Origin of the sequence: Acinetobacter haemolyticus CIP 64.3 = MTCC 9819 (genome assembly GCF_000369065.1) — a bacterium.
GTDB classification, from domain to species: domain Bacteria; phylum Pseudomonadota; class Gammaproteobacteria; order Pseudomonadales; family Moraxellaceae; genus Acinetobacter; species Acinetobacter haemolyticus.
Map to the genome: position 1 here is coordinate 245,522 of NZ_KB849799.1, position 24,818 is coordinate 270,339.

Genomic DNA, 24,818 nt, shown 5'->3' on the forward strand with positions numbered 1-24,818 from the left:
TGTAAAGCACCGGACGTTTCAATTGCTTCAGTCGCTTTGCAACATGGATTGAATACAAATCTTGTATCCAAATGGATTCGCTTAATTGATGCTAAGCCAGGGAGTGATCGCTCACCACTACCGAATAAACCTGCATTTATTGCCTTATCTTGCTCTGCACCATTAGATCCTACTCCTACTGACATGTTAAAAGTTCAAATTACTTTACCCCACTCAAAAGCAGAAATTGGCTTGAAATGGCAGACATCAGAAATACCTGCCTTGGCAGAATTACTCAAGGCACTGGCAACATGATCCGTATCAATGAAATTTGGCTCTCTACCCAGCCCATGGATATGCGAGCAGGAATGGATACTGTCATGGCTCAGGTGGTGAGAGCCTTTGGCTACATCAAACCGCATTGCGCCTACCTGTTCTGTAATAAACGTGGTCATCGTATGAAAGTGTTGGTACATGATGGACTGGGCATCTGGCTGTGTGCCCGGCGTTTGGAACAGGGTAAATTTCACTGGGCTCAAGTTCACCAAGTTCACCAAGGTGAAACCGTGGCCCTCAGCCCGGAACAGTTACAGGCATTAATCCAAGGTTTGCCCTGGCAGAGAATTGGATTGCAGCAAGTGGTGAATATGCTCTAAACCAAGCTCGACCATTCTGCCATCCTCCAAACGTTCTATTTCATTCTCTTCATGACCTCAGGCATACTGTGGTCATGAATACGCTGCCTGACTTAAGCCAACTGACCCATGAACAACTGCTGGAATTCACCAGACAGTTGGCGATGCAGCATCAGTCTCTAGCACAATCAAACCAGCAATTAGATGCCAGAGTTCAACATCTTGAAGTCACCAATCAGCAATTAGATTCTAAAGTTCAACATCTTTCTATTCTCAATCAAAAATACGAGCATGAACTGGCGCTGTTTAAAAAGCACAAATTCGCCCAAAAGAATGAACACTTAACGGCAAAACAAATCCATCTGTGGGATGAAGCGGTTGAAGAAGATATTGCCGCGGTTGATCTAGAACTGGAACGGCTAAATGCAGATAAAACCAATGCAGCGACACAGAAAGCCAAAACCAATAAACCTAAACGTCGACCACTGCCAGATCATCTACACACCATCCGTATTGAGCATGAACCTGCATCAACCCAATGTGCTTGTGGCTGCCAACTCCGTCGTATCGGCGAAGATGTCAGTGAAAAACTGCATTTCAGACCGGCACAGTTCTATAAGGAACAGCATGTGCGTGGTAAATGGGTCTGTGATCAGTGTGACACTCTGACTCAGCAAGCGATGCCCGCCTATGTGATTGATAAAGGCATTGCTTCACCTGAATTGCTCAGCCATGTGCTGGTATCGAAGTATGCCGATCATTTGCCGCTGTACCGTCAACGTCTGATCTATCAGCGGGCGGGAATCGAACTTTCTAGATCAACTTTATCTGACTGGATAGGTCGCTGCGGTGTAGAACTGGAACCTCTGGCCAATGCCTTAAAAGAGGTGGTGCTGCAACAGCGGGTGCTGCATGCAGATGAAACACCGGTCACCATCATGCGGATGGGTGAGAATAATAAAAAACCGAAGAAAGGTTATGTCTGGGCCTATGCCACCACACAGTATAATCCAGTTCAGGCGGTGATCTATGACTTTCAGGATAGTCGTTCAGGCCAGCATGCTGAAGAGTTCTTGAAAGGCTGGCAGGGCTATCTAGTCTGTGATGATTACAGTGGTTATAAAGCACGTTTTAAATCAGGCCAGGTGATTGAGGTGGGGTGCATGGCCCATGCACGTCGTAAATTCCATGAACTGCATGTAACTGGGAAAAGTCAGGTTGCTGAACAGGCCTTAGTGCTGATTCAGAAACTGTATGCGATAGAAGCAGAACTCAGGAAAAAGACCGATGGTACAGCGGAAGACCGCCGCGAATACCGACAACAGCATAGTCAACCAGTGATGCAACAACTATATGAATGGCTCAACCAACATCATCTGACAGTGCCATCGAGTTCTCCCACCGCCAAGGCTATCAATTACACTCTGAAGCGTTGGCCAGCCTTAAGCCGCTATCTGGATGATGGCAATCTACCGATATGCAACAATTGGGTAGAGGTGCGACACGAAGTCGCTTAATGAAGTTGTTCCCCCCTGCGGGAACCACCCGTGTCACCGGGTGAATCTAGAAGGCTGAATAAAGAGCGCCTTCGACAATGTAACGAGGCACCGCAAGGTGCGGGGTATCAATCGTGAGAGGCGTACCCTTCTGGCAGCCATAGCCGGACAAGGGCTAGATAATCGGTATGGTGAACACATGTGAATCTGCGTAACGATCGTTAAGTTGAACGAGCGGAAATGGCTGATACGCTCGAACCAAAACGGTAATGGAGGTGGGAATTGCGTCTTTCGACTACGCATTCGTGACCCATACGCCTCCCGGTCGATAGCAGGCACCTAAGCCGATGTACTTCAGTAAGCGGAACGTGGAAATCCCGTATTACTCCCATTGGGAAAGCAGTTTGCAAAAACTGCCCATGGTGATGCGGGCGAAGGAACGAGGAAAAAGCGAATGCCAGTCTGTAATGGGTTGGATAGAGGTTGAAACATTACCCCACGCGAAAGCGGGCTGACGTCCTTATGGTCTCTCATCACAAGAGAGTGTGTAGAACCCTTTTAATGGAGGGAGAGCAAATGAATGCAGCAGTATCAGCGTGTGCACCTTCCAGCACATCGTGGGACAGCATCGATTGGATTGCTGTACAGCGTCATGTCAGAGGGCTGCAAGCGCGTATTGTGAAGGCGGTACAAGACGGCAGGCATAACAAGGCGAAAGCTTTGCAATGGCTGCTGACTCACTCGTTTAGTGGCAAAGCATTGGCCGTCAAACGAGTGTCTGAAAACAAAGGCAAAAACACGGCTGGGGTCGACAAGGTGACTTGGAATACACCCAAGGCCAAGACCGGTGCGATGATGTCGTTGAAGAGGCGAGGTTACACGCCCCTTCCGCTTCGGAGAGTCCTTATTCCGAAGAAAAATGGCAAGATGAGACCTCTTGGGATACCCACGATGAAATGCCGGGCCATGCAGGCGCTCCATCTGCTGGCTTTGGAACCCATCGCGGAGACCATCGCTGATCGGAACTCTTATGGGTTCAGACCGCAACGCTCAACCGCGGATGCTGCAGCACAGTGCTTTGGTGTGCTGTCAAGAAAAGTAAGTGCGGAGTGGGTGCTAGAGGGTGACATTCAAGGCTGTTTCGACAATATCAGCCATGACTGGATGATCGCCAACCTCCCAATGGACAAGGTGATTCTACGGAAATGGCTCAAAGCCGGTTACGTCTACCAAACCAAGCTGTTTCCCAGTCTTTCCGGAACACCGCAAGGAGGTATTATCTCCCCGGTGCTGGCCAACATGACCTTGGACGGACTGGAAACGATGCTGGCGAAGAGGTTCTCTAACGCCAAATGGACAGGCAAAAAGCTGCAACTGGTACGGTATGCGGATGATTTCATCATCACGGGGTATTCTAAAGAGTGGCTCGAAAATGAAGTTCGTCCTGCCGTGGTTGAATTTCTGGCGCAGCGCGGTCTCGTGCTCTCTCAGGAAAAGACCAAAATCACGCACATAGGGAACGGGTTCGATTTTCTTGGCTGGAACGTACGTAAGTACAACGGCAAGCTACTGATCAAGCCGTCAAAGGCAAACATCAGCGCTCATCTTGACAAGCTGCGAGCATTAATCAATGCAAACAAAGCGACACGACAGGCCACTTTGATCGGTTTGCTCAACCCGATTCTAAGGGGTTGGGCCAACTATCACAGTCATGTCGTTGCCAAGAAGGTTTTCAACCAGGTAGACAACGCAGTGTGGGAAATGCTCTGGCGATGGGCTGTACGTCGCCACCCTCGCAAGACACTCCGATGGGTCAAAGATCGGTATTTCAAAGTACAAGGAGCGCGTCGATGGGTGTTCTCATGTGATGAACAGTCCGCCGATGGTCGGAAGCGACAATACACATTAGTGTCTGCCTCGGACACGCCAATTGTGCGACATATCAAGATCAAGGCTGCTGCTAACCCTCATGACCCCGCATGGGATGAGTACTTCGAATCCCGATGGGGTAAAAGAATGCTGGTCTCCGCAAAGGGGCGAGCCAAGCTGTATCGGGTGTGGCTAAAACAAGGTGGTCGCTGCTGCGCCTGTCTTAAACCAGTCACCAAAGATACACCATGGCACAGCCGTCATATTGTGAAGCTAAGTCATGGTGGAACGGATGCAGTTGCTAATCTTGAGATTTACCATCTGTATTGTCCGAGGAGTGTTCAGTTTGCCAATGTCAACGATGTATAACCGGGTGCCGAATGGCGCCTTAGCAGAGGCTTGAGCCGTGTGCTGGGAAACTCGCATGCACGGTTCTTAGGGGGTTGGACGTAGGTAACTGCGTCTGACTACCCGACAATCAAATGCGACCTTGGGCCTTAGGGCGCAAGAACTGGCTGTTTGCTGGCTCGCTGCGCAGCGGCCAGCGAGCGGCGAATATCATGACTTTAATCCAGTCAGCAAAGCTGAATGGCTTGGATCCGTATGCCTATTTAAGTGATGTGCTGAAAAGGCTGCCGACGCATAAAGCGACCCAAATAGAAGAATTACTGCCACATCGCTGGAAATCCAACTCAAATTAAAAAATAGGCATGGGGTTCAGCGGACGCTTACGAATTAATTGATTTTTTGATTGATTTTTCTGTCAATAACATTAGCTCACCAACTCTCAATCCGTAATTCAGCATGAGATGTATGATTAAGAAATTACGAAGCTGATGTGGTTGAGTTGAAAAGGGATTGTTAGGATTAGTTTTGTTTTTTTGATCTGGCCGAATTACTTCATAAAGACTAGCAACCATCTCATTGCTTAAGCTTTTAAAACTATGATTTATAGTGTTTTTTACAGTTAAGCTTCGTTGAGAAAACTTTCCAAATATCTTTTTTTTATTCAATAAGAATCTATCTATTTTTTTCCTATGGTTCGTTATTTCTTTAATCGTAAGATCCTGATTTCTAATATTCCAATACTCATCTAAGAGAAAAACAAAGAACTTAATTACAGACCTCAGACGTTGTGTAATAGTCTTATAGTTGACATCAGTATTTGATCTAAGTCGAATCAAATTCATTTCTAATTTTTTATTATTTTCTAGAAAAACAATAAAATTATCTATTTCATACACATAGACTTCAGGAGTGTATCCAGAAGAAAAAAATGACTCACAGAACAAAGTTGAATATTTTAAAAACCAGAATTCATACCAAAGCTTTATTGCGAGCATATCAGATTGTTGCGTAGCAAAACTTTGAAATCTTAAAGCCGTTAAGGAATAGAGTAGCGGATAAAGACATGGCGAAGTGGTAGTGGTATCAAACAGCAAGACGATGCGATTTTGAATAAACTTCTTTTTTGAAAGCTGAATTGTTTTAATGAAAAGCATGAGCTGTTTGTAAACTTTGTGAAGTATTTAAGATATAAACATAACTAAAAAAAGTCTGTTTTAATTTGTACTGTAAGTAACTGAATTATAGTTACGGGAACAAGTTTATGAACTTAATGACTCGTGTACTGAATTTAACATAATATACATTATGCGCAATCAATCAACTTAATACATTGATATATAACAATTTATTTATTATACAGATTACTAATATATACTACAAAACCAATGCTGTTTTGTGTCGCTCAACCTCTCTATAAAACTTGGGCGTAACGTTCGTCCATTTTTTAAATGCACGTGAAAAATGAGAAATATCTGCGTATCCTAATCGTTCTGCAATTTGTTCAATAGATAGATGTTGTTGTTTTAATAAAAATTCTGCTTGTTTTCTACGAACCTCAGCAACTAACAACTGAAATGAAGTTTGTTCTTTCGTGAGTTGGCGCTGTAATGTTCTCTCTGACAAATGTAATCTTTCAGCAACCTGTTTAAGTGATAGAAATCCAAGTGCTTCATCATATAGTGCTTCTTTCACATTTTTTGCCGTACTATCTACATTTTTCCTTTTTAAAAATAGCTTTTGAATATCCTGTTTACATTGCTGAATTGTTAACCTAGAAACCAATCCATCAGCTGTCTTTAGTGGCAAAGATAAAAATTTTTTATTTAAAATTAAGCAGTCATTTTTTGCGTTAAACTCACCATTTAACTGATTAATATTAAATATTTTTTTGTAGAAATCTGGCTTATCTTGCTGGAATTCAAAACGGATATCTAACCGCTGTTGAGCTAAATTTTCTACTATCTGAGCAAAACCAAAAACCAAGAATATAATCGCATGTCTGTTAAACCTAAACTGTTGTAAAGGTTGATTAAAATACAAGTATGCTTTTCCATCATTCGCCTGAAGTTTGGGCTTAAATACTGTACAATGCAATCCGATAAATTGCTCCAAAACTTTAATCGCTGAACCAAGATCTTCTGAAGCTGTTGCAGCGACTCCGATATGTCCATAACAAGAAATTTTCATTTCTTTTGCAAGATATACACTGATTGCTGGTTCATCGGTAATCTGTGCAGCTCGTTCTAACAAGTAATTGAAAATATTAAAATCCACATACCAAAAAGGTGCATTGAGTTTATCAATTGAAATACCTGTTCCAGATAATAGTTGTTCGGGTGCAATGCCCCGTTTTTTAAGTACATCAACTAATAAATTCACATAACTACCAGGAAGTTCAGGATTCATATTTTTAGATCCTATACAGCTAATATTTTGGCGTAAATTGGTAAAAATTGGCGGTTTATGAACTATGCCACGATTTAGCTTTACGGCATAGTAAGTTCGTAAAAAATCCAAGATTAAAGGTTTATTTTCCAATGAATGTACTAATTGTTCACGCGCATCCTGAAAAAAGATCATTTACAACGGCCATGAAAACTACGGTTCAACAGACTTTTGAACAACTTGGGCATACGGTTGAAGTATCTGATTTATATGAAATGAACTTTAATCCTGTTGCATCAGCTGATGATTTTATTGATTTTGATGAAACTGAATATCTAAATTATGCCCTCGAGCAACGTAATGCTTTAAAAAGCAATACTCTTTCGCCTGATATTGCCGCTGAAATTGAAAAAGTTAAACGTGCTGATCTTGTGATTTTTACTTTTCCTTTATATTGGACATCTGTACCGGCGATCCTCAAAGGTTGGATAGATCGAGTATTTATCTCAGGACTATTTTATGGCGGTAAACGTTTTTATAATCATGGTGGTATGATTGGCAAAAAAGCAATGCTTTGTTTTAGTCTTGGTGGACGAGATCATATGTTTGGTGAGAACTCAATTCATGGTCCAATCGAACAATATTTATCTTCAATTCAACGTGGTTCTTTGGCTTATGTTGGTTTTGAAGTTATACCGCCATTTATTGCATATCATGTTCCATATATTAGCAATGAAAGCCGACAAGACATTTTAACCAACTTGGAACAATACCTTCAAAATCTGGATAATCTTAGCCCTCTAGAATTTCCTCATCTTGAAAATTTTGATGAAAAAATGAATCCTAAAACCTAACCAACAAATGTAAAAAAATTATAAAAAAACTGCGATCCGTCCCCAAGCTAGATCGCAGTTTTATTCTTTGTATTATCGATTCGCTTGCTGAATTTTGTAACACTCATCCAATGCAAGTTCATAATACGCTAAACCTTCTTGTGCAGCCAAAAATGCTTTTTTCTGCATCACAGGATCTTGATCACATAACCGTTTGATAAGTTCCATCGCTTCATACGGATGCAGATCATCATAATGCGCATGTGCTCTCAACCAAGCCAATGACCGTTTATTAATCGTTACTTCTGGGTTTTGAGTATAACTTTGCACCCCCTTGTAAACTTGTATACTCCAGTCCCCTGTCGCCCACTCGATTGCAAGATTTGTGGCTGCGATACTCTCAGCTAAGCTACCTCGGTAATTCACATCCCATAAGAAATGATTAACTGCATTCATCGCTGCTGGGGGCCGAACATTATTTAGCATGTCGATCGTAAGTCCAAAACCACCTGCCCAATCCTGATACCAAGTAAGATGGCGCTCCTCAACTTTAATATTTTGAATCAGCCAATCTCGTGTTTCGGTTACACCAGATAAGGAAAACGCAGTAGCTTTGGCTAGTGTTCCAGCCATATAAGAAGGAAAATGAGCGACTAAAGGATAAAAATTCAATAAGGCTGAGCGAAAACACTCCAAGCTTAATGAACCACTTGCCATATCCAAGAATAAAGGGTGTTTGCTAACTCGTTCTTTTGCTGGCAAAAGTTCATCCCAGAACCGTTGTGACCACTCCGAATGAGCCGTAATTTCCAATTTTTTTTCGTATTGATTCATAGCAGTCATTGCGATGCATCCTATTTCGTATGACTTAATCCAATCATATTCCATGATTGCTGCTTTTTCTAGATTGTATCTTATTGCAGCAAATATACAATTACCATTCCTCGGTTTGTACTACTGAGTTATTTATTGAATATCATCCTCATTTAATCCATATATTATCAACAAAAAAAGCGATATAAACCTTTAATCAGCATAAGTTTTGAACAATAAAAAGATGATTATCACAAAAAAATGGGATTTTTTGATTATCTAATACACATTTTATTTAATTCAGTGTAACGTAGTAAAAAACAATTCCAATATTAGATGACTTACATAAAAACATTAGGGAGTGGTAAGCGATAAGATGAAGTTGAAAGCTTCCAATATATTGGGACAAGATCAAATCGACTTGCTAATTTCTCGCGGACTAAATTTAGTTTGGTTTCCTAAAGAGTTAGAAGCGATCTACCGAGATCAGTATAGAAATGAGGCCGCACACGAATTCCGTTATCGTGCGCCAATCATCTTGGGCCTATATTTATTTCTGAGCTTTGGTATTTATCAAGTCCTACCACCAGATATGCGTCTTGAGTGGATTGCTTACTATGGCTGGGTTGGGATTATTATCCTTCTCGCATGGTTATTGTCTTTTGTTCCGATCATGAATCGGTGGTTCGATCATTACGTTTGTATAGGATCAATGGGTGCTGTAGCCATTACTTTCACCCTCATTAACGTCCTTGCACAAGGTCAACATAACATTTTATTCCATGCTGCAATGATGTATGCGGTTGTCATTATTTATGGCTTTGTTGGTATGCGTTTTTATACAGCAATGTTTGCAGGATGGATGGGAGGTTTAATTGGTATTGCAGCAAGCACCTGGTTAAGTGGTTCTATTGATTGGACTTTTTTACATAGAACATACACATTTAGTAGTTTTTTGGGGATGGCGTTAGCGTATGCGACGGATCGACAGCACCGTGAAAATTACTTGCAAAACTGCATGATCGAACTTAACCGATTAGAGCTCATGCGACAGGCACAACAACTCTCAATTCTTTCACAACAAGATGCTCTAACGGGTTTGGCGAATCGTCGTTATCTCGATGAAGTACTTGAAAATGAATGGAAACGAGCCATGCGCCATGAAATGCCCATCACGATTATGATGATTGATATTGATTTCTTTAAACTCTATAACGACACACTTGGTCATATTCAAGGTGATCAATGCTTAAGACGTATCGCTATTTTATTGGGGTCAATAACTTCACGCAGTGGTGATCTAGCAGCGCGTTATGGTGGGGAAGAATTCTTGTTACTATTTTCAATGACAGATCAAGATCAAGCACTCATCCAAGTTAAACGGTTAATGGAGCTGGTGAGTAATATTGGCATCAATCATCCTAAAAGCCAAATTTCTAAACATGTAACGATAAGTGTTGGTGTTGCGACGATGGTACCAAGTTTAGGTGATAGTCTTTCAGAATTTATTTCTCGTGCCGACCATGCCCTTTATATTGCGAAAAGTAATGGTAGAAATCAATATCACATCGCCTCTTCTGAAAATATGATTTCTGAAGCTTTATAATATACAGAAGATTATTATTCAGTAAATTAATTGAATATTACATTAAATAAAAGTCACACTTATAATAAATTAAAAGTGTGACTAAATATGATTATGCTTCGATTGGTTTAAATGGAGGTACGACATCTGCATTTTGTGCACGATGTCTTAAAAAATGATCCATTAATACGATCGCCAACATCGCTTCTGCAATTGGTGTTGCACGTACGCCCACACAAGGGTCATGACGACCTTTAGTTAAGACATCGGTATTTTCACGGTTAATCGTAATTGTCTTACCTGGTGTTGTAATACTAGCTGTTGGTTTCAATGCAATTGCAACACGAATAGTTTGACCACTCGAAATCCCACCTAAAATTCCGCCAGCATGATTAGCAAGGAAACCATCTGTGGTGAGTTCATCACGAGTTTCATGACCAAATTGCCCCGCTACAGCAAAGCCATCACCGATCTCAACCCCTTTAACCGCGTTAATACTCATCATTGCATGTGCAATATCAGCATCTAAACGATCAAATACAGGCTCCCCCCAACCAACGGGAACATTTTCAGCAATGATCTCTAGTTTTGCACCACAACTTGTTCCTTGCTCGCGAAGAGAAGTAACCAACTTTTCAAAACGCGGCACCGCATCAACATCACCACAGAAAAATGGATTGTTAGGTACTTCGTTCCAATCTAATTTCTCTGCAACTTCGTTACCAATTTGAGTGACATGTCCACGAATATCAATCCCAAATTTTTCAGCTAGATACTTTTTTGCAATCGCACCCGCTGCAACGCGCATCGCAGTTTCACGTGCACTTGAACGTCCGCCACCACGATAATCACGGAATCCGTACTTTTGTGTATAGGTATAATCAGCATGACCAGGACGGAAAGTTTGAGCAATATTGCCGTAGTCTTTAGATTTTTGATCTGTATTACGAATCAATAAACCAATCGAAGTTCCAGTTGTTTTCCCTTCGAAAACACCAGAAATAATCTCGACTTCATCTGGCTCTTTACGTTGAGTTGCAAATTTAGATGTACCAGGCTTGCGGCGATCCAAATCTTTCTGCAAATCAGCTTCACAAAGTTCAAGACCCGGCGGCACGCCATCAACAATTGCCATCAAACCGACGCCATGAGACTCTCCACATGTCGTGACTTGAAAAAGTTGACCAATACTATTCCCAGCCATGTTCTATCCCCTTAATTCTGAATGGATTGCTGAAATATTTCTTTATAACGACGGCATTGTTCAGCAGTCAAAGCGAAAATACCAGAACCACCTTTTTGGAAAGTTAGCCAGTGAAAGTCAACCGTATTGAAATTTTGACGCATCGCCCATTCTGAATTACCCACTTCGATAACGATCAGACCATCTTCAGTTAAATAATCAGCAGCTTGAGCCAACATTTTACGCACCAAGTCCAAACCATCTTGTCCCGCAGCAAGCGCAAGTTCTGGCTCATGTAAGAATTCTTCAGGTAAATCTGCCATATCTTCAGCATCTACATAAGGCGGATTACTTACGATCAAGTCATATTGATTTTCAGCAGGTATTTTTGAAAATAGATCAGATTCAAGTAGTGCAACTTGATACTGTTTATTGTGATGTTCTGTATTGATCGAAGCAACTTCTAAAGCTTCTTTAGAAATATCTGTAGCATCAACCTCTGATTCTGGATATGCATACGCCAATGCAATTGCAATACAGCCTGAACCCGTGCACATATCCAAGATACGTTGTGGTGTTTTCGGTTTAGGATTTTCTGGTAGGCTGTTTAACGCTTCAAGCATTTGACCATTTTCATCTAAACAATATGGTGCAAAACGCTGTTCAATTAACTCAGCAATCGGTGAACGTGGGATTAAGACACGTTCATCAACATAAAATGGTTTATTAAAGAAATATGCAAGATTTAATAAGTATGAAGTTGGGACACGCTCATTAATACGACGTTCCAATAAGCTTAGAAATTCTGCTTTTTCACTTGGTAATAGCTTCGCATCTAGGATTTCCGCATCAGCCTTCCACTCAAGAGAAAGTGTTTGCAAAACCAATGCCGAACTTTCAGCGAAATAATCTTCTGTGCCTTGACCTAAGTGCGCGTCGTATTGGCGAAGTGCTGTGACACCAAAACGGATAAAATCTCTTATGTTTACTAAGTTTTCAGCCGCTTCTTGTAAATGTTCAGGGCTGATCGTTGGTCGCTCCACTTAGGCGTCTCCAAAAGTGCTAATTGCAAAACGGTTTATTTTACCTGAGCCAAGAAAAGCAAAGCAACGCTTTGACCAGTTTCTAGCTCTCTTGAAGCTTATTTAATAAGAAAAAACCGCTTCAGATCAAAGAAACGGTTTTATATCGGATTTATTTAAATTTTAACGAGACAAATAACGGGTCATATCCTCGATCCCTTTCAAAGTCATTGGATACATATGATCTTCAAATGTTTCTTTAATCCACTGAATAGTTTGGGTGTAATGCCAATAACCCTCCACTTCAGGATTGAGCCAAGCTGTTTTATCAAAGTGCTGACGTAAACGTCTTAACCACACTTCCCCAGCCTCGTCATTCATATATTCAACTGAACCACCAGCAGACTTGAGTTCGTAAGGCGCCATACTAGCATCGCCCACAATGATAACCCGATAATCACGTCCGTATGTATGCAATAAGTCCCATGTGTTCATACGTGTAGAACTACGACGATGATTGTCTTTCCATACATAATCATAAAGACAATTATGGAAATAAAAATATTCTAAAGTCTTGAACTCTGACTTAGCAGCACTAAATAGTTTTTCACACTCAGCGATATAGGCATCCATAGAACCGCCTACATCAAATAGCATTAATACTTTGATTCGATTACGGCGCTCTGGAACAAGTTGTACATCTAAGATACCTTGTTTGGCAGTTTCACGAATCGTGCTATCAACATCTAGCTCTTCGGCAGCCCCTTGACGCGCGAATTTCCGCAAACGACGTAAGGCGATTTGCATCTGGCGTGTTCCTAAAACCTGATCGTCGTCAAGATTTTGGTATTTACGTTGTTCCCATACTTTTACCGCTGAACGTTTACGCCCTGGACCACCGATACGAACACCTTCAGGATGATCACCAAAAGCACCAAAAGGTGAAGTTCCACCGGTACCAATCATCCGGTTGCCGCCCTGATGTTTTTTATGTTGTTCGCGCAATCGCTCTTCCAACATTTTCATCAGTTCTTCCAGAGAACCCGCCTTTTGCAATTCAGCACGTTGCTCTGGAGTTAAATGCTTTTCTAGTAGCTCAAGATCAAACCAGTCTTTTGGCAATTTATGAACGTGTTTGAGTAGCTCATCTAAGTCAAAGGTTTCAATACCATCAAAATAATCTTTCATGGCACGATCAAACTTATCGAAGAAACGTTCATCTTTGACTAAAATCGTTTTAGCCAATTGATAAAACTCTTCTTGATCTGCAAAAACTAGACCTGAAGCCACCGCTTGATTCAGATCAATCAGTTCACGTGTCGTAACAGGTACGCCATATTTGCGTAAAGTGTAGAACAGTCGTACAAACATATACGAGCACTCTTAACGACGTGACATAAAGGCTAAACGTTCTAGCAACTGTACATCTTGTTCATTCTTGATTAACGCACCATACAACGGTGGAATCGCTTTTGATTTATCATGATTACGCAACACATCTTCTGGCATATCATCTGCCATCAATAAGCTTAACCAATCAATTAATTCAGACGTTGAGGGTGGCTTTTTCAAACTTGGTACTTGACGTAATTTGAAGAAGATCTGTAAAGCCTCACTCACCAAAGTGTTCGAAATACTTGGGAAATGAACTGCAATGATGTCACGCATCGTTGCTTCATCAGGGAACTCAATATAATGGAAGAAACAACGGCGCAAGAACGCATCTGGAAGTTCTTTTTCATTATTTGAAGTAATAATCACGATTGGACGCTGAGTTGCAGTAATCGTCTCACCTGTCTCATACACATAGAACGACATTTTGTCGAGCTCATGTAATAAGTCATTTGGAAATTCAATATCTGCTTTATCAATCTCATCAATTAATAATACACAGCGCTCATCGCTCGTAAATGCTTCCCACAATTTACCAGGCTTAATATAGTTTTTAATGTCATAGACACGGTCATCACCTAGCTGGCTATCACGTAAACGCGAAACAGCATCATATTCATACAAACCTTGCTGTGCTTTGGTTGTTGATTTGATATGCCAAGTGATCAGTTTTAACCCAAGACTTTCGGCAACCTGTTCAGCCAGTAACGTTTTACCTGTACCCGGCTCACCTTTTACCAATAATGGTTTTTGTAGAGCACGCGCCGCTTTTACAGCAAGCTTTAGGCTATCAGTTGCAATATATTGATCTGTACCAGTAAAGTGTTGATTATCAGCAGACATTTAAAAAACCTTATTTTTCTGTATCTAACTTTGTGTAAATATTTAAACTGAACGAGCAGCCTTTTTATTGGCGGTATATTTTGACCAGCAAAAACCAATCGATAAACCAATCCCTATGACAAAGAGGATCAAGGATAAATTGGCCCACACCAACACATGTTCTTTGGTTAATACACCAAAAATCAATCCAAAAATTGCAGGTGCGATTCCAGAATTCGGACCTTCAGAAATTGTTGGTGTTGCAAGGACTGCAAAAGCGATAATCCACAAGATGCCACCAATGGGACTCGGTAAACGCGTCATTAAACGATACCAACACCACAAGGCAATGATTGTTCCAGTAACATAGACTATGATCGCAACATTTTCCTCAGGAAACTGATCCAGTACTGAAAGAATATTTGCCCATACCGCTGTTAATGTCTCAAGCACCTCGTAAGCCCTCAGGTTCTACCGCATTCGGATTGATTAATCCTTCTGGTGGCATTTGAATAAAAAAGCCTTTGGTTTCTAACGAATCCATAACATGCAACACATTTGCACGTGCAAGTTTACGCTCAGCATGAAGTTCTAAACGCATAACAAAAGTGGCTTTTCCAAATGCTTGTAAAACAGTTTCTGGAATACCGTCAAAAGGGTTCTCAGACTCATTATTCTCAGAAGAGTTCGGACGAGCAATATACATATACATTTCGTCTTTTTTGCTCGATCTATAAATATCGCAGTGCATGTTTACTCACAACTTTTGTCAATTTTAGTGACTATCAAGCCAATTAGACCTCAATAGACACTAAACAGGATACATGAAAAAAACCACAGGTACATTAAGGAATGTTAACGCTAGAGTCGTATTTTTTAGCAACCGTATTTTTACCGAGTGACTTTCATTTGCATTGCTAAATATTCACTATCTTGATGCAAAAGTGCGATCAGAGGCTTAGTTAAAAGCTCATAACGCCAGCCTAATAAATAATCTGGTAAAACTTGTTCGTCCAAACCAAATACGACATGCTCATAAATCGCATGAAGCCATTTCTTTCGTAACAACACCTCTTTAGGTATAGATGTTTGATTAACAATACCATCAATCAACTGATCAACTTTCGGGGCTAACTCTTTTGAATTATTCTTAATCGGACGTGCAATTCTAAGCGGCCACTCATCTTCTGGCGGCAAAAACTTCAAAAGTTCTAAAATCATTTTGCCGTGCTCACGCACAACATTAGGCCGAATATCTTTGACTTGAGCAAGTTGAAATGTATTGCGCGGATTTTTCTCTACCAAATCAATCATCGTTGCGTTTTTAAGAATAAAACTACGCGGTTGATTCATCGCTTTGGTAATTTGCTCACGCCAGATGCTTAATTGTTGTAATTGCATTAACTCACGGCGTGAATGGCGATAATTACCGATATCGGTATACAGCTCGGCGAGTGGAGTATCTGTTCCAATTTCTTTGGTGAGATTCTGACAGTCTTCCAACACATAGTGATATATCCCTTTGCTCTGCAAATCGCGTTTTAATGCTTCAGCAAGTCTAGGTAAATAAAGTACATCATTCGCAGCATAACTGATTTGTTGCGGTGTTAGCGGACGTGCCAACCAATCTGAGCGTGTTTGATCTTTCTCTATCTCAATATCTAAATAAGTCTTGAGGGCGTTTTGATAGCTAACCTGCAAACCATTCCCAAGAAAAGCCATTGCGACTTGTGTATCAAAAATATTATGTAATGGTTTTTGATCAGCATAATGATAAATTAAATCAATATCTTCACTACACGCATGAAAGATATTCTGCTGTGCATTGAATACTTTGTCCCAAAAATGTGTGAGATCTAATACCGTACCATCAAGCAATGCAACCTGACCGTCTAGATTAATTTGGCACACCCCGAGTTTTGGATATAAGGTATCAACCTTAATAAACTCAGTATCAAGTGCATAGGTGGAACAATGTTCCATTTTGTGGAGGAGAACAGCTAAATCTTCTTGCTGCTGGATAAACTGAAACATATTTGCTCAAATACAATAAAAAGAACCATTTGCAATCAAACTGCAAAAACACAGTGATTACTCAAACAAAATAAACGCAAAACTCAATCAGTATTCCACTTGCACATGAAATTACTCCTCTTCCCTATAATCAAAAAAACGAAAATCCTTTTCGCCTGCTAATAGTGCCATACATTGCGCTAAATAGATCTAGAATAATGTTAGACAAAATGTAAAAGTTAATTATTTGTTTAAATTAACAGCATGAATTTAAAATAAATATCTATAAATGGTTATTTTACTATTATTTCATCCGCATTCGGTTGTGCACAGCCTGACTCAAAGTATGGCTATCGACATATTCCAACTCACCGCCTTGTGGTACACCTTGTGCGATCCGTGTCATATGAATCGGTAAATGCTTGGTTGCTTCAACGAGATAATGCGCTGTCGCTTGGCCTTCTACTGTTGCATTGGTTGCCAAAATAACCTCTTGGACCTTACCTTCACTCAAACGCTGAATCAAATAAGGAATTCCAATTTCTTCAGGGCCAATTCCGTCTAAAGGTGATAAGTGTCCACCCAAGACATGATATTTACCTCTAAAACTACCACTTTGTTCAATCGCCATCACATCTGCAGGCGACTCAACCACACAAAGTAACTGCTCATCACGCTCAGTCGATGCACAAATATCACAAATTTCATTTTCTGTTAGAGAATGACAAATATGACATTCATGAATATGACTAGAAGCCTCATGCAAAGCATGTGACAAAGCAAATGCTCCTTCACGGTTTTTCATCAATAAATGTAATGCCATGCGCTGCGCAGACTTTGGACCAACACTCGGTAGGATACGCAATGCTTGAACTAATTGTTCAAATCTTTCACTAAACACAAATTAACTCTCAGAATCTCCGCCAATCCCTCTTTAATAAAGAAAGCAGCCCCTCCCCAAAATGCGATTAGAGTATCGCAAGAAAGGGAGGCTGGGAGGGATTTAAAATAAACCAGATAGACCTGGCGGTAAGCCCATACCAGAATTTGCACCTTGCAACTTCTCTTCAGAAATCGCTTCAGCTTGACGCGCCGCATCATTCATTGCCGCTGCAATTAGATCTTCAATCATATCGGCTTCATCTTGTAAAAGATCTGGACTAATCTCGATACGTTTCACCACATTACGACAAGTCATCGTTACTTTAACTAAACCACCACCCGCTTCAGCATGAACTTCGGTGTTCGCAAGCTCTTCTTTGGCTTTTTTAAGGTTCGATTCCATATCCTTTTGCATGCGTTGAGCTTGCTGCATGAGCATATTAATGTTCATAAGTTTCTCTCGTTAAATTAAATCTAAACCGCGTGATAAATCACGAATAATATCATTAATGTCCTCTAAACCGACAGACACACGAATTAAGCCTTCTTCAATTCCTGCGGCTTGTTTAGCTTCAGCCGACATTCTACCATGTGAGGTGGTTGCTGGATGGGTAATTGTTGACTTAACGTCACCTAGATTACTGGTAATGGACAAGAAACGAGTATTATCAATCACCGTCCAAGCAGCTTGACGCTCACCTTTCACTACAAACGATACCACGCCACCAAAACCTTTTTGCTGTTTCTTGGCAAGCTCATGGCCTGGATGATTTGGTAAACCCGCATAATAAACTTTTTCCACTTTATCATGCTGTTGTAACCACTCAGCCAATTTCTGCGCATTTTCACAATGGGCTTTCATTCGAATGCTCAGCGTTTCTAAGCCTTTTAAGAAAATCCAAGCATTGAATGGACTCATTGAGTTACCTAGGGTACGAATAACCCCATTAATCTCTTCAAGCAGGTCATGCTTTCCAACTACTGCACCACCCAAAGCACGACCTTGACCATCGATATACTTCGTTGCTGAGTATAAAACTAAATCTGCACCAAACTTAATTGGTTGCTGTAATACTGGTGTACAGAAACAGTTATCTACTGCAAACAAAGCACCATGTGCATGTGCAATATCCGCAATTGCCTGCATATCACCCACTTGCGCCAATGGATTCGATGGTGTTTCTATAAATAATAAACGCGTATTTGGACGAATCGCTTGTTTCCATTCCTCAAGATCGCCCAAATCAACAAAAGTCACTTCAACTGCGAATTTAGCAACGTATTTTTCAAACAAAGCGATGATTGAACCAAATACAGCGCGTGAGCAAATCACATGATCGCCTGCTTTCAGATACGCCATACAGATCGCATGCACTGCCGCCATACCTGAACTGGTCGCTACAGCACGTTCTGCACCATCAAGCACCGCTAAACGCTTCTCAAATGCCTGTACAGTCGGATTGGTATACCGTGAATATGTATTCCCCGCGATTTGCCCAGAAAACTTGGCAGCAGCATCGGCAGCACTCTCGCAGACAAACGATGACGTTAAAAAGATAGGTTCACTGTGTTCACCTTCAAAGGTACGATCATGCCCAGTACGAATGGCCAGTGTTTCAAGTTGGTATTCTAAATCATCGCTTGGATTCATCGTTTTGTATGCCTTATGATCAATGGTCTCAATCTTCCTTTATAAAAAAGTAATAATTTTTATAAAGGGTTATCAAATCCTGTCTAAATATGCCAACATTTTGATCGCCTAATGTATTTAAGGTCAAGGCATAAGATGAAATTATCGCTTAGACTTCGTGCAATCTTGACTCATGATGAGACTTTCATAGATGAAATCGCTTGTGGAACAGCAAAAAATAAATTTTAAACATCTCGCTATGCGCGTATTTGAATCTGACAAACTCGTGCTGTCCCAATCAACACCCTATCAAGTCATCGCTCAATTTAAACAAACCCGTGTACGTTTTTATGCATCTGAGAATAAACGCTACAAAGAGCCCCTGGTTTTTGTTGCTCCACTCGCCATCAATATGGATATCTATGACCTCTATCCTTATCGCTCTTTAGTCAAACACTTCCAAGAGGCTGGTTTTGATGTCTATCTGATTGATTGGGGTAAGCTCACCTATAAAAATTATCAAATTAATTTTCTTTCCTTTCTTGATAAGTTTATTCCACGTTGTATTGAAGCAATTCAAAAGCATTCTAAATCTGAAAAAATTTCACTACATGGTTGGAGTATGGCTGGTATCTTTGTCACGCTTTATACTGCACGACATCAACCTAATGCTGTTAAAAATCTCGTGGTGCTTGGTAGCCCAATTGATAGTTATGCATCTGGTTATATCGGCAAACTTTATAAAACACTCGCTTATGTGACCTCACGAAATGAAAAAATTAAAGATTACATTTATAACCGCTTACCAAAAGTAATGATCCATTCTCCGGGTTTTTTAAACTCCCTTGGATTTAAACTCCTTGATCCTAAAGGCTGGATTGATGGCAACATCCAATTATTAAAAAACTTGGATAACCTTAAACTTGTCCAAGAAGATGCAACACTGAGCCATTTTTTAAACAACATGATCGATTATCCGGGTGGTATTAACCAAGACATGCTATTTAATGTCTGGATGCAAAATCCTTTGAAGAACGGCGCAATAACCTTAAAGAACAAAACCATTGAATTGAAAAATATTCATTGCTCACTTTTGGTCGGTGCAGGGAAAAGTGATCAATTGGTTACAGCAGATGCCGCTTTTCCTTTGACACAACTGACAAGTAGCCAAGATGTGACGTTTACCTTGATACCGGGCGGACATTTAGGTTTAATGTCTAGTCAAAATAGTTCAATTGAGTTCTGGCCAACACTTACAAATTGGCTATCAGAACGATCAACTCTAATAAGAAGGTAGACAATGATTCAATCTGTTGCATTTATCGGTTTAGGCGCTATGGGCTATCGCATGGCGGCACATTTACCCAAACATTTCGATACAGTCTTGGTTTGGAATCGAAATTTCAGCAAAGCTAAACAACATGCAACAGAATACGGAACCACAGCAGTTGAACTATCCGAAGCTGTACAAGCAGATATTATTTTTTCTTGTTTGCCCACGAGCCAAGATGTTGAAACATTAATTGACAGTGTTGAAATTAAATCAGGTGCGATTTGGATCGACTGTACCAGTGGAGTGCCAGAGGCTGCTCAGCGGTTAGCTGAAAAGTTAAAGCCTCAAAATATCGATTTTCTTGATGCTCCTGTAAGTGGTCAAACGATTGGTGCTGAAAATGCCACTTTAACTTTTATGGTGGGTGGCGATGTTAATGCATTTGAACGTGCATACCCAGCGATGGCGGCATTAGGTAAGTTGATTCAACATGTGGGCGATTCTGGCGCTGGTTTTGCAGTAAAAGCAATTAATAATATGCTGCTCGCCGTGAATTTATGGTCAGTCGCAGAAGGCTTTTCTACTCTAAAAGCACATGGTGTAAATCTCGATGCAGCATTAAATTGTATCAATGCATCGAGTGGTAAAAGTCTTGTCACAGAAAATATTTTTCCGCAACGTGTGTTAAGCCGTGAATTTCCTGTGACCTTTGCTCTACCATTGCTAGCGAAAGATACTGGAATTGCTTTAGATTTAGTTCATGATGCAAAACTACCTGCACCAATCCTCTCTTTGACACAAAGTCTAATCCAAGCGGCAAGTTTAACGGCTGAGCCTAATAGTGACTTTTCGGCTGCCGTGAAAATGTATGAATCATGGAGTAAAATTACATTGGAATAAATCTATAACTTAAAAATTCCATTTAATTATTACGTTAAAAAAACAGCTATTTTGAGCGGTTTTTTTAACGTAATTCAGAAAAATAGAATAATAAACTATTTATTAATCACAAAAAACCAATATATTTAAGCAATTAATTTTATATTTTTTAGTTTATTATTTCTCTTAACTTCAAAATATTTGAATAATTTATTTTGGAATTTTTTCACTTAAATATATTAAATTTCATGTTAAATATAACATAATTCATATTGGGTTTAGTTGCAGTATTTACCTTAACAGCTAATCACAGCTACTAATTTTAGATGTATCTTGGGTTTACATTCATGCTTAATAAATTTCCTGTACCTGAAGATCTTCCATATGATCTGACTACAATTTATTATCGCCTTTTTATGCAGCTTCCTCTAGGGGAACTAAAGGATACTATAGACTTACAAATGGCGCTTAATCAAGTAAATGCAGCTGATATTTATGCTTTACAGGACTATCCAACACATAACCTATCTGCTTACACTGGTTGGGCTATTAGTTCAGAATTAACTCAAGCTGCAAGTAAACAACGGCCAGTATTAATCGATAACCTGTACTGCTGGGGATCACAACTCTATCGTTCAGTGAACCCATATAAACTAGATCTGAGTGGTAAAAATCTACTCAGGATTCCACAATATACGAAATTACCTGAATCTGTTGATGCTGTTATTGCAGAAGACGATGATCGTTTAGATATTTCTGATTATGATAATAAAAAAATTATAGCACCTGTCTTAACAATGCAAGGCATCATCCAGCAAGGCAGTGTAATTAAACGAGGTGATCTAATCTTAGCCAAAAATGAAAAAGTCTCACCAGAAAAATTGATTGCACTCAGACGTGCTGGAATTAAAGAACTCACAATTTATAGAAATCCACGAATTCTAGTTGTGAGTATGCATAGTTTTGATGAGAAGCATTCACTTTGTGAAGAAAGCTTGTACGTTAAAGACGTTTTAAAAACGTGGGGTTACGATCATGTCGAGATAAAACTGCTTAAACCACAGCGTTATGATTCAGCGTTCAATAGCCTTAAGAAAGAAAAAGACCTTACTTTAGATGAAACATTAACAACAGATTGGGAAAGTTATAATCTTTTTTTTGAAGAACATATTCCTAATTTTGATGTCATGATTCTATGTACACATAAGAATATTGGTGGTTCTGTATTTTCGATCGGTAGATTTACGACTTTTGATCCTGGCAGTATGCCCTCAAATTTTCAAACACGCTCTATCCCTGCTGCTGAAATGGGCATTATTAGAAGTATGCCTAGAACTCCTCAAGTGCGTGAAATCGTACCGCTCTTTGATGATCAAGGTAATCCGAGAGGCTCTAAAACCGTTGTCACCGAAGATAAAGCGACGATCATTAATCTACCAGGTGATATGCAAGACATTGCCTTACTCATGCATTTCATGGTGAAGTATATCTTAAATAAAAATGACGTCGATTTTTTCAACAAAACATTTATAAAGGGTTTCACCAAACAAAAAATTGAAACAGATTCCAGTCAAAAGAAATTGTTATGGGGCAAATATCAACTACACGATGATGGCGAATATTCCTTAGAAATGATTGAACAGCAGAATTCGTATCAAATCCAACCATTTCTTACCGCAAACTGTATTGCAATCATCCCTTTTTCTGAACAGCCAATTCAAGCAAATGAAATGATTTATTTTATGAAGATTGATTAAATGTAAATTTATAACAAAGGTTATACATCGTATAAAAAACCATAACTTAATTTTTGTCATGGTTTTTTATTAGCAAAATTATTTATTATTCACATCAATTTTAAATATCTTTCCATTACATACCCAAACCGTATAAACCTGCATATCAATCTCATAAACATATTCTGTTGCATTACAGAAAGACCGACCATCTCTATGTTTGAAATATCTTGGATAAGACTTCCCCATTTTTCTAAGTAAATCACTTTCACTATCTCCAATGCTAACAAGCTCATAGGCCGAACGCATTGAATTCGTTTCTCTGGCAAAAGTAGTGACTGACATTAAAATTGAAATTATTGCGAGTATTAAGTATTTCATTCTATAAAACTCTTATTATTTAATTCACATAATTTACCAAACAGTAAAAACAAAGTCATTACAAAAAACTGATGCTTTACTCTATCGTTGCATAGAGCAGCGGACTCATAATCCGTTGGTCTAGGTAACTAAATTTAGTATTTCTCTGACCTTGAACCCTAAAGTTCAAGGACTTTGTTATGTAAAATCTCTAACTAATTTTTTTACTCAGAAACTTATCGTGTATTTCGTATTCAGATCTGCATGTTCAGGTAAGTTATGTACATCCTGATCCGTAATAACCCCATGCTCAGGCATTTTAAAGGTATTGTAAGCTTCGTTCTTAGGAACAACTGGAGCTTTATTTATACTTTCATAATTCGAAGATACACAGCCAACAAGCCCTAACCCCAGTGTAAACGCAATTAAAAATGTCTTCATAATTCCATTGATTACTATAAAAGTCACATAATCTAACAAACTATTCCGTGAATGTCTTATGACTAAAATTTATGAGTTATAACATCAAAACTTTAACTAAAAATGCAAAATCGCTTGAATTAAATTTAAAAAACCAGAAAACAGATCAGACAAATCTGTCTAAAAAAACCAAAGAGTCTACTATGTCAAAATTTCTCAAAAGATATTGATATAAAACAATTTTTACTATAATTAAGAATAAATTATGGAGTAAAATTACACTCAAATAATATAGTTTTATTGAAATTTCATCAATAAACCTTATATTAGTACATGCACTAGGTTCAACTTAGTGCTTATTCATAACGAGAGGAATACCTCATGAAGAAGTTTACAGTTGCAGTTTTTGCAAGTTTCGCCGCACTGACAAGTTTCAGTATGCAAGCTTCCGCTTCAGAGCAAGAATGTAAAAAGTTACAAGATAACTATAACCTTATCTATGCCTCTAAAGGCTTCTGCTTCAAAGATGCTGATGCAAAAGCAAAATACGGTAATGAAAACTGCCACACAACTAAGCCTAAGTTTTCTGAAAAAGAACAACAACGCTTAGATGAAATTAAAGCGCGTCAAAAAGAATTGAATTGTAAATAAGCATATTCTCTAGGCTAATGTCGATAAAAATTATCGATTCGCTCCATGAGAATTATTTTAAAGGATTAATCATGGCATACGATGACCAAAATATTTTTGCAAGAATCCTGCGTGGTGAATTACCAGCGATAAAAGTTTATGAAGATGAACAAGTTCTTGCTTTTATGGATATCATGCCTCAAGCCGATGGTCACACTTTAGTGATTCCAAAGACCCCAGCCGTTACCCTGCTAGACCTTCCTGCCGATGCCGCTGCTTATACGATTCAAATCGTGCAGAAAATTGCTCAAGCGATGGAAAAGGCGCTAGACGTAAAAGGCATTGTATTAATGCAACTAAACGGTGCTGCTGCTGGTCAAACTGTACCGCATATACATTTTCATCTGATTCCAAGTTCAATCCATGAGCTTGGTCGCCATGCAGCTCAAATGGGTGATCAAGAAAAGATTAAAATGCTGGCTGAAAAGATCAAAGCTGCTCTTTAAGTTTTGAAATCATTAAAAACGGAGCTTCTGCTCCGTTTTTAATTTTTGACTATTTGTATAAAAATCAACAATAAATCTAGTTTTAATCCGAACTTAACCGTCATAAAACTGTCATTTTTCCTTCACT

The 24,818-nt window shown here is 39.5% G+C and carries 25 protein-coding genes and 2 pseudogenes; 12 read left to right on the top strand and 15 right to left on the bottom strand.

Annotation, left to right across the window (positions count from 1 at the left end; all coding sequences use genetic code 11):
- The 5 genes and pseudogenes from F927_RS17010 to F927_RS01240 form a co-directional block, all read left to right on the top strand.
- Positions 1–294: hypothetical protein (locus tag F927_RS17010; RefSeq protein WP_005080775.1), on the top strand; the 294-nt coding region annotated here is incomplete at its 5' end.
- Positions 291–635 carry an IS66 family insertion sequence element accessory protein TnpB gene (tnpB, locus tag F927_RS01225; protein WP_005080771.1) on the top strand — a complete coding sequence of 115 codons (345 nt, stop codon included), beginning with the start codon at positions 291–293 and terminating at the stop codon, positions 633–635. The genes F927_RS17010 and tnpB, both read left to right, overlap by 4 nt.
- Positions 636–709: 74 nt before the next feature.
- Positions 710–2,110, top strand: a pseudogene (tnpC, locus tag F927_RS01230) (IS66 family transposase); the annotation flags it as partial.
- 576 nt (positions 2,111–2,686) lie between these two features.
- Positions 2,687–4,348: a group II intron reverse transcriptase/maturase gene (ltrA, locus tag F927_RS01235; RefSeq protein WP_005080778.1), complete on the top strand. Its 1,662-nt coding sequence runs from the start codon at positions 2,687–2,689 to the stop codon at positions 4,346–4,348.
- A 104-nt stretch (positions 4,349–4,452) separates the two neighbouring features.
- A pseudogene (locus F927_RS01240) lies at positions 4,453–4,680 on the top strand (transposase domain-containing protein); the annotation flags it as partial.
- Between the two features lie 27 nt (positions 4,681–4,707).
- Here F927_RS01240 and F927_RS01245 read toward each other — a convergent pair.
- Both F927_RS01245 and F927_RS01250 read right to left on the bottom strand, forming a co-directional pair.
- A complete protein-coding gene (locus tag F927_RS01245; protein ID WP_005080780.1) occupies positions 4,708–5,481 on the bottom strand; it encodes a hypothetical protein in 774 nt (257 codons plus the stop codon).
- Between the two features lie 220 nt (positions 5,482–5,701).
- Entirely contained in the window at positions 5,702–6,733 is a 1,032-nt protein-coding gene (locus tag F927_RS01250; protein ID WP_005080782.1) for an AraC family transcriptional regulator, read from the bottom strand.
- Positions 6,734–6,864: 131 nt separating this feature from the next.
- Here F927_RS01250 and F927_RS01255 point away from each other — a divergent pair, with 131 nt between their 5' ends.
- Entirely contained in the window at positions 6,865–7,566 is a 702-nt protein-coding gene (locus F927_RS01255) for an NAD(P)H-dependent oxidoreductase (protein ID WP_005080784.1), read from the top strand.
- Between the two features lie 72 nt (positions 7,567–7,638).
- On the opposite strand, the gene F927_RS01260 is transcribed toward F927_RS01255, so the two are convergent.
- A complete protein-coding gene (locus tag F927_RS01260; RefSeq protein WP_005080786.1) occupies positions 7,639–8,388 on the bottom strand; it encodes an iron-containing redox enzyme family protein in 750 nt (249 codons plus the stop codon).
- 346 nt (positions 8,389–8,734) lie between these two features.
- Between F927_RS01260 and F927_RS01265 the strand changes: the two genes are divergently transcribed.
- Entirely contained in the window at positions 8,735–9,964 is a 1,230-nt protein-coding gene (locus F927_RS01265) for a GGDEF domain-containing protein (RefSeq protein ID WP_005080788.1), read from the top strand.
- Positions 9,965–10,055: 91 nt separating this feature from the next.
- Here F927_RS01265 and aroC read toward each other — a convergent pair whose 3' ends face one another.
- From aroC to F927_RS01315, 10 genes are all read right to left on the bottom strand, one after another.
- Positions 10,056–11,147: a chorismate synthase gene (gene aroC / locus F927_RS01270; RefSeq protein WP_005080790.1), complete on the bottom strand. Its 1,092-nt coding sequence runs from the start codon at positions 11,145–11,147 to the stop codon at positions 10,056–10,058.
- 11 nt (positions 11,148–11,158) lie between these two features.
- The gene (prmB, locus tag F927_RS01275) at positions 11,159–12,169 is read right to left on the bottom strand and encodes a 50S ribosomal protein L3 N(5)-glutamine methyltransferase (protein WP_005080793.1); all 1,011 of its coding nucleotides are present in this window, start codon (positions 12,167–12,169) and stop codon (positions 11,159–11,161) included.
- Between the two features lie 162 nt (positions 12,170–12,331).
- A complete protein-coding gene (locus tag F927_RS01280) occupies positions 12,332–13,519 on the bottom strand; it encodes a vWA domain-containing protein (protein WP_005080795.1) in 1,188 nt (395 codons plus the stop codon).
- A 12-nt stretch (positions 13,520–13,531) separates the two neighbouring features.
- On the bottom strand, positions 13,532–14,383 hold the full coding sequence (locus tag F927_RS01285) for an AAA family ATPase (RefSeq protein ID WP_004639112.1): 852 nt from the start codon (positions 14,381–14,383) through the stop codon (positions 13,532–13,534).
- Between the two features lie 42 nt (positions 14,384–14,425).
- Complete coding sequence (locus F927_RS01290) at positions 14,426–14,815, bottom strand: hypothetical protein (protein WP_004639110.1); 390 nt, start codon at positions 14,813–14,815, stop codon at positions 14,426–14,428.
- A complete protein-coding gene (locus tag F927_RS01295) occupies positions 14,808–15,113 on the bottom strand; it encodes a YcgL domain-containing protein (RefSeq protein WP_005080797.1) in 306 nt (101 codons plus the stop codon). The genes F927_RS01290 and F927_RS01295 overlap by 8 nt, the downstream gene beginning before the upstream one ends.
- Positions 15,114–15,253: 140 nt before the next feature.
- A complete protein-coding gene (locus F927_RS01300) occupies positions 15,254–16,396 on the bottom strand; it encodes a ribonuclease D (RefSeq protein ID WP_004639105.1) in 1,143 nt (380 codons plus the stop codon).
- A gap of 283 nt (positions 16,397–16,679) precedes the next feature.
- Positions 16,680–17,276, bottom strand: a complete 597-nt coding sequence (gene recR, locus F927_RS01305; RefSeq protein ID WP_004639103.1) for a recombination mediator RecR — start codon at positions 17,274–17,276, stop codon at positions 16,680–16,682.
- Positions 17,277–17,378: 102 nt separating this feature from the next.
- Complete coding sequence (locus F927_RS01310; RefSeq protein WP_004662103.1) at positions 17,379–17,708, bottom strand: YbaB/EbfC family nucleoid-associated protein; 330 nt, start codon at positions 17,706–17,708, stop codon at positions 17,379–17,381.
- Between the two features lie 12 nt (positions 17,709–17,720).
- Positions 17,721–18,908, bottom strand: a complete 1,188-nt coding sequence (locus F927_RS01315; RefSeq protein ID WP_005080799.1) for an O-succinylhomoserine sulfhydrylase — start codon at positions 18,906–18,908, stop codon at positions 17,721–17,723.
- 190 nt (positions 18,909–19,098) lie between these two features.
- Here F927_RS01315 and F927_RS01320 point away from each other — a divergent pair, with 190 nt between their 5' ends.
- The 3 genes from F927_RS01320 (at position 19,099) to F927_RS01330 (ending at position 22,796) form a co-directional block, all read left to right on the top strand.
- Complete coding sequence (locus F927_RS01320) at positions 19,099–20,184, top strand: alpha/beta fold hydrolase (RefSeq protein ID WP_005080801.1); 1,086 nt, start codon at positions 19,099–19,101, stop codon at positions 20,182–20,184.
- A 3-nt stretch (positions 20,185–20,187) separates the two neighbouring features.
- A complete protein-coding gene (locus tag F927_RS01325; protein WP_005080803.1) occupies positions 20,188–21,060 on the top strand; it encodes an NAD(P)-dependent oxidoreductase in 873 nt (290 codons plus the stop codon).
- Between the two features lie 326 nt (positions 21,061–21,386).
- Complete coding sequence (locus tag F927_RS01330) at positions 21,387–22,796, top strand: molybdopterin-binding domain-containing protein (RefSeq protein WP_005080804.1); 1,410 nt, start codon at positions 21,387–21,389, stop codon at positions 22,794–22,796.
- A gap of 78 nt (positions 22,797–22,874) precedes the next feature.
- Here the strand turns inward: F927_RS01330 and F927_RS01335 are convergent, their stop codons facing one another.
- Both F927_RS01335 and F927_RS17325 read right to left on the bottom strand, forming a co-directional pair.
- Entirely contained in the window at positions 22,875–23,156 is a 282-nt protein-coding gene (locus F927_RS01335) for a hypothetical protein (protein WP_004639095.1), read from the bottom strand.
- A 207-nt stretch (positions 23,157–23,363) separates the two neighbouring features.
- Complete coding sequence (locus F927_RS17325; protein ID WP_017394736.1) at positions 23,364–23,576, bottom strand: hypothetical protein; 213 nt, start codon at positions 23,574–23,576, stop codon at positions 23,364–23,366.
- A gap of 360 nt (positions 23,577–23,936) precedes the next feature.
- Between F927_RS17325 and F927_RS01345 the strand changes: the two genes are divergently transcribed.
- Both F927_RS01345 and F927_RS01350 read left to right on the top strand, forming a co-directional pair.
- On the top strand, positions 23,937–24,206 hold the full coding sequence (locus F927_RS01345) for a YARHG domain-containing protein (protein ID WP_004639089.1): 270 nt from the start codon (positions 23,937–23,939) through the stop codon (positions 24,204–24,206).
- 71 nt (positions 24,207–24,277) lie between these two features.
- Complete coding sequence (locus tag F927_RS01350; RefSeq protein ID WP_004639088.1) at positions 24,278–24,691, top strand: HIT family protein; 414 nt, start codon at positions 24,278–24,280, stop codon at positions 24,689–24,691.
- Positions 24,692–24,818: the final 127 nt, after the last annotated feature.